The 14,159-nt window shown below is 46.8% G+C and carries 8 protein-coding genes; all 8 read right to left on the bottom strand.

Translation table 11 applies throughout. The features are described 5' to 3' along the window. Positions 1 to 54: 54 nt before the first annotated feature. Positions 55 to 3,000: a TonB-dependent receptor gene (locus AAGC78_RS02395; RefSeq protein ID WP_435782432.1), complete on the bottom strand. Its 2,946-nt coding sequence runs from the start codon at positions 2,998 to 3,000 to the stop codon at positions 55 to 57. A gap of 453 nt (positions 3,001 to 3,453) precedes the next feature. Further along, positions 3,454 to 3,921: a Dps family protein gene (locus AAGC78_RS02390; RefSeq protein WP_435782431.1), complete on the bottom strand. Its 468-nt coding sequence runs from the start codon at positions 3,919 to 3,921 to the stop codon at positions 3,454 to 3,456. A 99-nt stretch (positions 3,922 to 4,020) separates the two neighbouring features. Then, a complete protein-coding gene (locus AAGC78_RS02385) occupies positions 4,021 to 4,527 on the bottom strand; it encodes a GNAT family N-acetyltransferase (protein WP_435782430.1) in 507 nt (168 codons plus the stop codon). Then, complete coding sequence (locus AAGC78_RS02380; RefSeq protein WP_435782429.1) at positions 4,496 to 6,481, bottom strand: vWA domain-containing protein; 1,986 nt, start codon at positions 6,479 to 6,481, stop codon at positions 4,496 to 4,498. The genes AAGC78_RS02385 and AAGC78_RS02380 overlap by 32 nt, the downstream gene beginning before the upstream one ends. A 257-nt stretch (positions 6,482 to 6,738) precedes the next feature. Continuing rightward, positions 6,739 to 8,331, bottom strand: coding sequence for a PQQ-dependent sugar dehydrogenase (locus AAGC78_RS02375; RefSeq protein ID WP_435782428.1), 1,593 nt, complete (start codon positions 8,329 to 8,331; stop codon positions 6,739 to 6,741). 103 nt (positions 8,332 to 8,434) lie between these two features. Continuing rightward, the gene (gene apbC, locus AAGC78_RS02370; protein ID WP_435782427.1) at positions 8,435 to 9,535 is read right to left on the bottom strand and encodes an iron-sulfur cluster carrier protein ApbC; all 1,101 of its coding nucleotides are present in this window, start codon (positions 9,533 to 9,535) and stop codon (positions 8,435 to 8,437) included. Positions 9,536 to 9,647: 112 nt separating this feature from the next. Beyond that, positions 9,648 to 12,728: an efflux RND transporter permease subunit gene (locus AAGC78_RS02365; protein ID WP_435782426.1), complete on the bottom strand. Its 3,081-nt coding sequence runs from the start codon at positions 12,726 to 12,728 to the stop codon at positions 9,648 to 9,650. Positions 12,729 to 12,810: 82 nt separating this feature from the next. Then, a complete protein-coding gene (locus tag AAGC78_RS02360; protein ID WP_435782425.1) occupies positions 12,811 to 13,935 on the bottom strand; it encodes an efflux RND transporter periplasmic adaptor subunit in 1,125 nt (374 codons plus the stop codon). Between the last annotated feature and the right edge of the window lie 224 nt (positions 13,936 to 14,159).

Raw genomic sequence — 14,159 nt, 5'->3', positions numbered from 1 at the left:
TTTTAGTTGCAGTACGACATTAGTGCAACAATCAATTACAACACCTAAATAATATTAGAAGCTGTAACGAACACCCACGTTGTAACGAGCACCGGTTTCGGTGTAGCTAGAGGTCATACCAGTGTTACGTACATAAGTACGAGTGTCCTCGTCGGTGAGGTTCAATGCTTCCATAGACACAGTCAGGTTGTCATTGATGTCGTAGCTTATGCTTGCATCCAACTGACCATAGGCTTCAGTATAGCCTGCGTAGCTATTCAAGAAGTCATCACGCCAGTTGTACGCAAGACGGGCTTGCAGACCATTTTTATCGTAGAAGCCGATAAAGTTTGCAGAGTCACTCAAACCATAAACAGCAAACTGTGATCCAGTGGATGCATTGTCAAACTCGGTATCAGAATCCACTACGGTAGCATTCGCCTGGAAGCCAAAACCTGACTCACCAAAAGTATGCTGCCACGCAACTTCAATACCATCGATAGACGCATCTTTGTTATTGATTGGTTGAGTGCTCTCGTAGTTCAGAATTGGATCTGTCGGCAATGCCCAAATATGGCCAGTAACTGGATCTACAGTCTCAGGGTAGTTCGCACGAATGTAGGCAGCGATGTCTGGATTGGTAGTCTTACCAGCTGCCATAGCCGCTTTCCAACGCTCACCCATGTAAGGAGTGCGGAAAGGCTCTGCTATGCCGCCCGGTAGCTCAGATGTTGAACCTTCTTGCGGAGCAGAACCACCGATGAAGTCAGCAACGTCTTTCTTGAAGTAACCCAAGGACACATAGCTGGAATCGGCGTAGTACCACTCTGCAGATATATCAAAGTTGGTTGATTCCATTGGCTTCAGGTTTGGGTTACCAGAGGATGCAGTAACCTCACTGCTGCGCGGTGCAGCATTCCACTTGTAACCACCTCTCAAATCAGCAAAGTCAGCACGCGCGATAGTTTTGCTGATAGAAGCACGAGCTTTAATATCATCCGTCAAGGAAATATCAAAATCGAGGTTCGGTAAGGTTTTTGAATAGCTACCAGTGGAGGAACCATATTCGTTACCATTCGCTGTCAACGCATATTCGTTACCACCATTCCAACGAGCTAACGGCAGATAAGCCGCTACATATTGGGATGATTCAACGTCAGTAGTTTCATAACGCACACCTACTGCCAGGTTAGCAGCCATACCTACAATCTCTGGCTTGAAGCCAAACTGTACGTATGCAAAATCAGTAGTCTCTGTTGTAACATCATCGTCCAACCCATCATTCGCCATGGTGTTGTCGCGGAAAGTACAGTAAGCCTTTGGACATGGGCCAGTATCAGAGCCATAGAGTCTTGCACTAACATCCAACAACTCATCCCAATTAGCGCGAACAATCGTGTTTTGGAAATTAGGGCTATTGAATTCACTGTTGTCGAAGTAGTTGGTCAGTCTGTCAACAATCCAGTAGTACTGTGGAATATCACCTATACCGTTAGCTCCCTGTACACCACCCCAAGTACCCTGGTTTTGCTCTTGACGGCCCAGGAAGTAATATTTGTTGGTGATTTCGTTAGTACCTGCACCTGCTTTAATGTTGTCGATAAAGCTATCGTCGAAAGTATAAGTACCTTTTAATTGGTACTCATCAACAGCAGAGTCCTGGTCCTGTACGCGGAAAATGTTGTTGGTCAGCTGCAGACGAGAAGTATCAGGAATTACGTCATCACGACCATCAGCATACTCAAAATGCATCAGCGGATATTTCTTGGTGAAATCAACATTAACTTTGTAGTTATCGATAATGCCGAAGTGGAACTGGTTATTACCACCCCACTTACCGTTCGGACCAGAGTAAGAGTCTGAGTTGTGTGCATCAAACTCCACCACCAGATTGTCGGTAGCATCCCACTTAACATTCAAACCGGCTGATTTAAGATCTGATTTAGCCTGGTTATGGTTAATAACATAGTTAAGTTCTTTTTTAGTTGCGACTTCGGTGTAAGAAAGCGGATAAGCGGGGTTGGTATCACTCCACTCAATTTCCATAGAGCCATCGTTAGGACGGGTAAACCAAAGGCCGGTACCGAAGTTGTTTTCTTCACGCTCTTGGTTAACGTAGAGGTAATCAGCAGTCACAGTCAGTGTTTCTACCGGTTGGTACTGAACAGTCAACTGAGCGTTGGTACGCTTGCGATTTACTTCATTCACGCGGTACATAATCTCGGATGGAAGCGAACGGCTTCTACCTTCCGGCACATCTGCATAACTACCAGGCAAGTCATCCCAGTCACCTACCGGCTTATCAGCCGCATGAGTAAACCAGCCGCTTACTTGGGATTGGCGGTTGCCGCTGTCACGATCTTGATAACTAGCAGTCAAAGAAACACCAATTTTGTCATCGGCGAAGGTATTGCTGAACAAACCAGAAATTTCTGGAGTGATGCCTTCTTCAATTACAGAAGATTCATCGCGAACTGCCTTTCCTGACACAATTGCTTTCAAGCCTGGGCTATTAAGAGGGCGAGGAGTCTGAATGTTGATCAATGCTCCCATACCACCGGACTGCACATCAGCACGACCACTTTTGAAAACTTCAACGCCGGCGATACCTTCAGAAGCCAGGTTCGCAAAGTCGAATGAACGGCTGGTACCAAATGAAGATGCTGGCATTTGACGGTTGTTCAGAGTCACCAGGTTGTAACCACTGCCCAAACCACGAACAGTCACCTTACTACCTTCACCGTTTACACGGTCAATCGACACACCAGGGATACGTTGCAGGGATTCTGCAAGGTTAGAGTCAGGCATCTTACCGATGTCTTCCGCCGAAATAGCGTCAACCACACCAGTTGCATCGCGCTTGATATCCATCGCGCGCTGCAAGCTGCCTTTAATACCGGTAACAATTACTTCTTCAACGCTATCATCTTGCGCTAAAGCTACACCGCTCAAACCAGCCAGTGCATAGGTTGCTATAGCGCTAGCAATAATCTTTTTCTTAAAGTTGATTGGGTTTTGCATGAACTTATCCTCGAACCGTTATTGTTATCGTAACTCGCTGTTGTGGGGTCGCATTCCGCAGGGATTGCCGCATCCCTTAGCCAGTTACCATACTGGTCTTGCTTTGTTGATGAATTAAAAGCAGTTAGCCCACTTCTAATTCAAGCGTATATTTGCAAGTTCGAGCAGGACTAGCGTCCTAATAACGGATTTAAGTTCAACATGGGAAGTTCAGGTTAGTGAAATTTATCTGTATCCAATCAAATGCACATTAAACCTTTTAATTTCAAACACTTAAAAAGTAATATATATACTAAAATATAGTGATTCCACCGTGTTTTCTATTGAATGGTTCCATTTAAATACATGGTTCGAAGAAAAAGAATCAACGCGTACGCTCAAATTTCAGGCAATAAAAAGCCCGGCATAGCCGGGCTTTAGGGAATCAAGCAAGCTGGCAATTTATCGCCGAACTTACTCCAACAAACTGCGTAACATCCACGCGGTTTTTTCGTGCAACTGGATGCGCTGGGTCAACAAATCTGCTGTTGCTTCATCAGCACAGGCTTCAGCTGCGGGATAAAGTGAGCGCGCTGTACGCACAACTGCCTCTTGCCCTTCAACCAATAAACGGATCATATCCTGAGCCTTAGGAATACCCTCTTCCTCTTTAATTGAGCTGAGTGCAGCATATTGCTTGTAAGTTCCCGGGGCAGGAAAACCGAGTGAGCGGATACGCTCGGCAATCACATCCACAGCCAAAGCCAACTCGGTGTATTGGGTTTCAAACATCAGGTGCAAAGTCTGAAACATCGGCCCGGTAACATTCCAATGGAAGTTGTGGGTTTTCAGGTAAAGCGTGTAAGTATCAGCCAGCAAAGCCGATAAGCCTTGGGCTATCTCTTCACGGTGTTGTTTGGAAATTCCGATATCGATGTTCATGGTGACTCCTTATAAACACATTGATTTAAATAAACTATAGATAGGGTTAAGCCTCGGCGCTATTTGCTTTTGTCTATGATGGGAATTAAAAAAATTAGTTCAGCTATCGATGTAACCCATCAATATCCAATCGCGACCGCGGTTACGATAGGTGTGGTAGGTGCTTAAGATATCGCCGGGGCAGTGCTCCGGCTGTGCGGTAAACCCCAGTCGCTCATAAAAACTCTCAAGGTGCGTAAGGGCAAAACAATAACAGCCTTGAGGTGAAATATCGGGCAAGAAGTTGATGATCAGCTTGCTAGCAACACCCTGCCCACGCGAGTTTTTATCAACTAACAGGTTACGCAGCCAATAATGTCCTGAAGATTGCGGAACCAGCCGTGCACTAGCAACAAAGTCTCCATTGGCATCTGAGAAAGCATAAACACGCTCAGTCTCGCCGCATTTTACTTTGTACCCTTGTGCGCGATAAAACCGATCCACCAGCGCCAAACGCGCTGGTTCGATAATGTGAAATCGGAGGGATTCTTCGCTTGGGGCTGGATGACCAGCGGGTAAATCAGGAACAGGCATATCAGGACTTATCTTTATCGTTGTCAGATTCATCCATATTATCCAGCGGGAAGAGGTTATCCGCCATTAAATCATCGGCCATCGAAACCTCTGGAGCCGCTTCAGGCTCCGGTGCCCCCCCCATCGGAATATGAGCCGTATCATCATCAGATACATCAATAGTCGTCTTTTTTTCCGGCTCTTTTTGTAAATCGGCGGGTTTGGTAGCCAACGTCTTTTCAATCTCGTCCATCTCATCCTTATTGCCCTTGCCGGCAATCAAGCGATAGGCAACGTAACCAAGGATCAGTACCAACAAGTTTCCAACACCAATACTGATGTAAACCAATAAATTACTGGATTCTTCAGCCTCTGGGGCCGGCTCTTCTGCAACCGGTTCAGCCGCTACAGATGAGGACGCAGCAACCTCGCTTTTAGGCTGCTCAGCCGCCAAAACAGTAGCTTCATCCGGGAAGAAAAATTGATCAGCATTGATAGTTTCAGAGAGTGGACTGCCATCAATCTGCTTTCCTTCAACTTGCAACACCACATCGTAACGAGCGGTTTGAGCAGGCGCGAATGAAAATTCCCAGTGATCCTTACCAATGGCATTAAGTTGCTGATCCTGACTGCTGCCCTTGGAGCTTTTAATAAGCGCAGTCACTTTGGTATTACCGACATCAACCACTTCCACATCAGCAGCCAATGAATATACAAACGTCTTCTTACCTTCCGCCTCGTCCACACGCTTATCAAGCTTGAAGGCTGAATCAGTGATATTGAAGTGATGGATAAATTCACGCTTAAAGGTTTTTCCATCGATAACCATATGTAGATCGTAACTGCCCTGCTTCTCAACACCATTAAGTGTGTTATGAAAAACACCATCAGCAGGCGGAGCACTGGTTAAATCAATCTCGGTGACTTCCGGTGAATCGGCTTGAGAGATAAGTGCTTTGCCGGTTAACACGCCCAAAAAGTCTTTATTGGTAATTGTCTGGTTGTTTTCCAGAAAGGAATAGGTCAGTTCAAGCGGCTGATTCAGTTTGATATTGCTTGGCAGCTGCTGTACCGCCAATTGCAAATTACTGACCACAGTGACGCGACTACCAGGCGCCATATCGGTTTTTACTTTCCACTGCCCTGCTTGCGGCTGCTGAACAGTGATCAAGTCATACTTTTCCGTGCGATACCAATTCACATTGTTTTTGGGATCAGTGGTACTGAATTCTTTACCATCAGGTGCGACAAGGATGGTAGCGGGAACATCAGCACGGCGAAAAATTAAGGCAGTGAACTCCTGAATACTCGCATCAACCAGAAAGCCATTCTCATCCAATGGGACGCGCTCAGCAGGGACAGCCTGATCGAATATGCGCAAAAATGTGCTCATTAATTCATCAGCCGTATCGGCTACCTCAAAAATACCATCCGTCGCCAACGAAAGCTTTTTCATTAACTCCTGATCGGCATCCGCTGAAAGTGCGATTGTGTGGATGCGATAATCCGATTCTTTTAAACGCGGCAGTAACTCAGTCAAAACACGCTTGCGTTCATTCAAGTTCACTACCGCTTCTTTGCTGATATCAACCACACCGTCGGTCAGCAAAATAATATTGCGCCGATAATCTTTTGCCGGTGTTGCATAATCCTCAGTCGCTTTTTCCAGCGCAGCTCCGATGTTAGTGAACATCGCGATCGAATTGATGGTGTTCGCTTTTTGTGCGCCCTCTTCCCGCCATTGTTTGTCTACAACGCGATGCGGTACCAGCATATTGACGGATTGACCAAAGGTCCAAAGGCCGGCTTTGCTATCGTCAGGTAAGAGTCGAACGATCAAATCAACCGCTGGTTTGCGCAAATTTTCGGGATCGGTTTTTTTCATGCTGCCAGATATATCGATAATTACCCGGACATCCGCAGGCAGAGATTTAGCAGGCGCGTCAGCCATAGTCGCTGTAGCAGCTACTAACGCGAAAGAGATCAAAAGATGAATAAGGTGTCGCATGAGCATTCCCATAAAAAGTCGTTGCCGTTCGGGAAGTGCCGAATCCCACAACTTTTTTAGCCAATATCGCCATTAGTTATAGCAGCTAGCAGCTAATTCGCCATTTTTAGCAGATGGGGGATTTGTAAAAAATTGCAGGAGCAAAATCCAACAGTTGCCGCCCGCGGAATGAACATCGCTTACCGCGTAACGCTATTCAGGCCCACAACAAGGCCGCCAACTCCGTTTTTTAATCCATTCAGGGTATATTCCGATTGTTAAATGCTTAACAACCAATCAGCGAGCGTTTTCTTTTCTGCTGCGGTTAAATTACCCTCAGGCGGCATAGGACGGGTTTTATCATCAAATACTTTTATCGCAATTAGTGTTTTCCCATTTTGTTTATTTAACCAATTAGCGGCTGTTAGCAATGTGTTTTGTTGTTGCGCAAGCTCGGTGTGACATTGCGTGCAATGGCGCTGAAAAATTGCACTGATCGCAGAGGGAGGAACAATTGATTTTACTGTGGATTGCGGTGCAATCACTTTCTTCGCTTGATAACTTGGTCCGGCAGATAAGCGGAGTATTGCAGCGTTGCGATCATCAACAATAAAAATACTGCCGTCACGCGCCTGAGTTAAACCGACCGGTGCTCCTTCCGGGCGAAGCCCAGGAATTTCATGCCACTGCGAAATAACCTCATTGTGTTGCGCTACTTTTTTATTGTTTACATCTTTTTGCTCGACACCCCATCCACCTTTGGGAGCAAAAGTGTGTTGAGTATACTTACCTTCAGGAGTAACTGGTGCTCGCCAAAAAACAGCGTTCTTTTGTAACTCCGGGCGTCCATTTGCATCGATGTTGTAGCTCACCAGACGATTGCCCGCAATACGGTAACCATGCCAACTCATAAGCAATTTATTGTGCAACGACGGCAGTTTGGTGTGCGAATAATAAAGCATATCCAGTGGGGCGACATGCGGAGGCAGCAATGTCCAAGGTTGCTGATAATCAGCTTGCGCGCAACCACTTCCTGCCAGGCTGATATTGTTATTGACGCACAACGGCCAACCATAAAATTTATTGTTCGCAATAATGTTTATCTCTTCATAAGGTTCTTCTGCATCGGGAAGGTCGATGCTGTTTTCAGCCTGTAAAATGGTTCCGGTGGGATGCACCACCAAAGCCATGGAGTTGCGCAACCCCCGCGCTACCACTTCAAATTCAGTCGAGTATTTATTGGTTTTTTTATCGAGTTTATAGCGTCGAATGCTGGCTTCTTTGCCATTAACACAATCAGCAAGAGGGAATTTTTTATCGCAGCGATCTGAGGAGCTACCAATATTAACTAACAAATTAGATTGCTCATCAAAAGCAAAATTTTTTAACGGATGCAGATATTCAGTCGCGAAAGGTAAATTATCGATCACAACTTCCACATCAGCTATCGCCCCATTTACCCAGGAAAAGCGCTGAATACGATGAGCTTCACTCAGATAAATTTTTCCATCCGCCCCCTGCAAAATCTTGTGAGGCAAATTCAGCTTGCTCAATACAATTTCGGCTTGTGCATTCGGATTACGGTAATCCAACGCTAGCAATTGCCCCTTATTGGGAACCCAGCCGCCCATATCAACCACCAACAATTTATCGTCAGGGGTTTGCACCAATGTACGCGGCATCTTGAACGGAATTTTTGTACTGCGAGACGCAACTAATCCCAAACAGGTTCCATCCTGAGTCACCACTGGCAGCCTTGCAAAACCATCGCACTGGCCATCGGTAGATGTATAAGAACCGGCAAAGACTGGAATACTCAACATTAATTGCAGGCTGATAAGCCACAATCCAAAACTGATACTGTTCCGCATAAAGATCCCTGTGAAATTTTTCTTCAAAATATACTTATGACTGCATAAAAAAATGCCCGGCACGCGTTAACGAACCGGGCAGATAATTATTGATTAAATACAATTAATCATCAGAGATTTCAATCTCTGGCATCAGTTGATTTTCAAGATTATAGAGCCACACATTTGCGCCCAGCTTGCGCGCAATCTCACGGTATTTTTGGCTAACTGCCGAGTCAGAATTAGCCGCAACCGAGGGCTTACCATTATCAGCATCTTCGCGAATTGATAAATTTAATGGCAATGAACCCAGCAACTCAGTTTGGTAGTCGCGTGCGATGCGCTCACCACCACCTGCACCAAAGATATGTTCTTCATGGCCGCAGTTGGTACAAATATGAATCGCCATATTTTCCACAACACCCAACACCGGCACATTCACTTTGCGGAACATCTCAATGCCTTTTTTGGCATCAAGCAGAGCGATGTCTTGCGGAGTAGTCACTATGACTGAACCAGTCACAGGCACTTTTTGCGCAAGCGTAATTTGGATATCACCAGTGCCTGGCGGCATATCAATAATCAGGTAATCCAAATTATCCCAACGGGTTTGCATCAATAGTTGCTGCAATGCACCACTGACCATAGGGCCGCGCCACATTACCGGAGTTTCTTCGGTCACTAAATAACCCATGGAAATTGATTGGATGCCATGGGCACTGACCGGCACCATCTGCTGCTGGCCTTGTGGGCCGACGATTTCGGGGCGACGCTGCCCTACTCCCAACATTTGCGGCTGGCTCGGGCCATAGATATCCGCATCGAGAATACCAACACGCGCACCCTCTGCCGCTAATGCCAGCGCAAGATTCACCGCTGTTGTCGATTTACCAACACCACCTTTACCTGATGCAACCGCAATAATATTTTTGACCTGCGGAATCGCCTGTTGCGAATTTGCCGCCGCACTGGCGGGCACTTCCCACTGAATATCGACTGATACTTGATCGACGCCAGGTAATGCAGTTAACGCCTGATTAATTGATTGCGCCAACGGCAGACTCACTGAATTCGCCGGATAACCCAAGCGCAATTTAAGGCTGACTTTACTGCCGTGAATGGTAATTGATTCAACACATTGGAGACTAAACAGGTCGCGCCCCAACGTAGGTTCAACCACTTTGGCAAGCTGCGCTTCAATAACGGCGTGGGTAATAGCAGACACGGGAATATCCTCTTAAACAATAAACCACAGCACATAATGCCATGGTGGATCAATGCGGCGCACCCTAACAAAAAAGGGTGCCAATTGGCACCCTTTTTTGTCATTAACCGAGTTAGTGAGCCTCGGCCAACTGTTCCAGATCTTCGCGATCATGCTGGTGATCTTTCGCCAACAACATATAAACCGATGGCAACACAAACAAGGTGAAGAATGTACCAATGGTCATACCCAACACCAATACGATACCAATCGCGTTACGTGCTTCAGCACCTGCACCAGAGGCAAAGATCAAAGGTGTATGGCCGGCAATAGTCGCCACACTGGTCATCATCACCGGACGCAGACGCAATGAAGAAGCCTCGCGGATTGCTTCAAGCTTGGCCATGCCCTGCTCTTGCAATTTGTTAGCGAACTCCACTACCAAAATCCCGTTACGCGCAATCAAGCCCATCAGCGTTACCAAACCTACCTGCGAATAAATATTCAGGGTGCTGGTAAAACCATTGGTAAAGAACGGAATCGGCATTGGTATTTTGAGGAAGGTGAACAAGAGTGCACCAAACATCGCCAAAGGTACCGAACCAGCCAAAATAACCAGCGGATCGCGGAAGCTGTTGTACTGCGCCGCCAACACCAGGAAGATCATCACTACCGCCATCAAGAAAGCTGGCAAAAAGGTATTGCCTTCACGGATTAGCTGGCGAGACTCACCGGTGTAATCAATGGTGTAACTCTTCGGCAAAATCTTACGCGCTTCAGCTTCAACATGAGCCAGAGCTTGACCCAATGGAACACCGGGAACTCCGCTGATTTTTACCGCATTCAACTGCTGCATACGATTGATGGTGCGCGGCTCAGTCGTGTGGCTCATGCTGGCCACTTGATCGAGACGAATCAAATTGCCATCTGGCCCGGTTACATACAGGCTGCCCAACTCCTCAGGGTTTAAACGCTCGGCGCGCTTAACTTGCGGAATCACTTTGTAACTCTGCCCTGCCATGTTGAAGCGATTAACGTAACCACCACCCAACAAGGTACCAACATCGTTCGTTACTGTTTGCAGATCCAAACCAAGATCAGCCACCTTCTCGCGATCAATACTCAGTTTGTAATCAGGCTGATCCACTTTTACATCCAGAGTTTGGAAATAAAACAAACCTGACTTCACCATAATTTCTTGCACTTTCAAGGCGTAGTCGTAGATCTCTTTAATATCAGCGGTAGATGCCAACACAATTTCAACCGGGAACTGACCACCACCCGGTAATGCTGGTGGAGTAATCGGTAGAATTTTCACGCCGGAAATTTCGGACAATTTTTTCTGCACATCCGGCATCATTTGGAACACATCACGATCACGATCTGCCCAAGGCTTGGTAACCAAACCAGAGAAACCACCGGTTGGCATGGTCAGCTGGAAAGTAAAGTCCGTTTCCGGCACTGCCATAAAGGCTTCGTTAACTTGCTTACCGTAATGCGATGACTGATCAACCGTTGAGTTAGCCTGCGAATCCACAATCCCGAAAATAACACCCTGATCTTCAGTCGGTGCCAATTCTTTTGGAGACATGTTGTACAGCGGGAAACACAGCGCAGTGATGCCAATCCAGAAAATGTAAACACCCATGCGATTGCTTAAACTGATTTGCAGTTTTTCGCCATACCAAGCGCGGAAACGCTCGAACGGTTTTTCCAGCGGCGCTTTTAAACCAGTGTGCGGCTTGAGCATGCGTGAGCCCAACATCGGCGACAAAGTAATAGCTACAATCGCCGAGATAGTCACAGCACCGGCGAGCGTAATCGCAAATTCGCGGAATAACGAACCAATCAAACCGCCTTGCAAACCAATAGGGATATACACCGATGCCAAGGTCACTGTCATCGCCAAAATTGGACCGGCTAATTCACGCGCAGAAACAATTGCCGCCTGAAATGGTTTCATTCCCTCTTGAATATGACGCTCGATGTTTTCCACCATTACAATCGCATCATCTACTACCAAGCCCACACAGAGCACAATCGATAGTAGAGTGAGCAAGTTAAGCGAGAACCCACACAGCTGCATAATAAACAACGCGCCCACCAGTGAAAGCGGAATTGCCAACACCGGAATAATCACCGAACGACTGAAACCCAAAAACAAGAAGATTACGATCACAATAATCAGCAGGGTTTCGGTGAGGGTTTTAATTACCTCGTGAATGGCCGCATCAATATATTCAGTCGAGTCGTAAGCAACAGTTCCGGATAAACCCGTGGGCAATTCGGCTTTAATTGCTTCCATCTCTTTATTGACAGCCTTCATTACATCCAGCGCGTTCGCGTTTGGTGCAACCCATACGCCCATAAACACCGCTGTATCGCCGGAGTAGTTAACCACCGTATCGTAGTTTTCCGCCCCTAGCGCAACGTCAGCAATATCACTCAGCCGAATAATTCCATCGGCTGAATTGCGAATCACCAACTGTTTAAAATCATTCACATTCTTTAAATCAGTATCCGCACGCAAGTTCACTTGCGTGTAAGAACCACGCGTTTGCCCTACTGCAGCTTGCACATTATTTGCTGCCAAGGCAGCGCGCACTTGCACAGGAGTCACATTCAACGCCGCCATGCGCTCAGGCTTTAACCAAATGCGCATTGCGAAAGTTCTACCGCCGAGTACATCTGCTTTTTGCACACCCGCAACCGCGGTTAAACGCGGCTGAATCGAGCGAGTTAAAAAGTCGGTGATTTGGTTTTGCTCAAGAATTTCCGAACTGAAACTGATGTAGGCCGCAGCAAATTGCGAATCCGCCGCTTCAATACGAATTGCAGGCACCTCTGCTTCCGGTGGTAAATCGCCCCGCACCTGATTTACCTTGGCCGAAATTTCGGTCATGGCTTTTAGCGGATCGTAATTCAAGCGCAAATGCGCAGTAACGGTAGATGACCCCATCGCACTTTGTGATTCGATGTAATCAATCCCGCCTGCTGAAGCAATCGCTCGCTCAATCGGGGTGGTGATAAATCCACGCACCAGTTCAGCGTTAGCACCGACATAAACAGTGTTAATGATAATGACGGAGATATCGCTACGAGGGTATTGGCGCACAGTCAGATTGCTGCCCGCTTGTATCCCCAAAATTAAAATAAGCAGGCTTACTACTATGGATAGCACCGGCCGCTTGATAAAAATATCAGTAAATTTCATAAGTTAGACTCATGGACTTTTTGGCTTATGGAGTAAATCGTCGAATATTGCACCCGCTCCACACTAGAGCGGGCATAACGAGTTAACTATCAGCAGGAGTCGGCTCAAGTTTGAATTCAGGTGTTGGCAATTTGCCAATAGTTACCGCCTGACCATTCAACAATTTGAACGCGCCGGCGCTGGCAACAACTTGACCAGCTTTTAAACCATCAACAATCTCAACAAAATCGCCGCGCGTTTTACCCAAACGTACAAACTGTTGGCGAGCTTTAAATGTTTTTGCTTTTTTATCTTCTTCGATAACAAAAACGGTATCGCCAAATGGGGCATAAATAACCGCAGTGCTCGGCACAGCAAGTACATCCTGAGGATCAGACAGGGTTACTTTTGTCTCTACTGCCATACCAGGAATCAACTGGCTCTTGTCGTTATCCAAATAGGATTGCACGATGGCGTTGCGGGTTACTGAACTGATCTCTGCACCAATAGCGGTAATTTCACCGCTAATTGTCGCGTCAGAACCATCGCCAACACTTACTTCAACCGGCAGACCTCGGCTCATTTGTACCAACCAGAATTGCGGTACCGGGAAGTTAACGCGCACGCTGTTAGTCGCTTGCAGGGATACGATTTCACCACCCACTTGCAGGTCTTCACCCAAGTCAACTTGACGGATGCCGAGACGGCCATCAAACGGAGCGCGCACCTGCTTCTTATCAAGAGTCGCTTTCAAATCGCCTACGTCACCGCTGGCTGATTCCATTTGTTGGATCGCAGTATCCAATTCACTTTGCGACACAGTATTGCGCTTACGCAATTCAACCAAACGCTCGTGATTAGATTTAGCCAAACGCAAACGCGCTTCAGCTGCGCTTAACTGCGCCTGCTCGTTACCCGACTCCTGCACCAAAATCACAGTGCCTTTTTCAACCTGTTCACCAGATTTAAAGCGGATTTCTTTCACTTTACCTGCAACTTCTGCGGTGATCCGAATCCCCTCTGACGCCTCAACAGTACCCATAGCGGTATAACTGTTAGGCCACTTTTGAACCTCGGCCTTAAACGTACTGACAGTTTCAGTCGGTGGCGGGGTGTTTTCGCCTGCGTTCACCATGGCGGCAATCTGGCCGCCTTTTATGCCGCCAACAATCAACACAATTCCTATAAGGCTTGCCACAGCAACGCCGATTGATTTCGCATTGTTCATAGATGAGGAACCATTGAGAGGAGAATAAAGAAATCACTACCAGGACTGTACGAGACATGCGGAGGGAGGGCGATAAATCGACGGTATCCCAACCATAACTTCGGCATTTTCCAGCCGGAGAATTGTTGCACAGCCATATGTAAAACCAAAAACAACAAGTGTCACAATGTGTAAACTCGTCGTTTTAACTGGTTATTCGAGAAACCAGCCGACCATCTGGTCGG

The organism is Cellvibrio sp. (assembly GCF_039207905.1).
Lineage (GTDB): Bacteria > Pseudomonadota > Gammaproteobacteria > Pseudomonadales > Cellvibrionaceae > Cellvibrio.
Note: the sequence above shows the minus strand (reverse complement) of the source record. Positions and strands in the feature narration are given on the sequence as shown.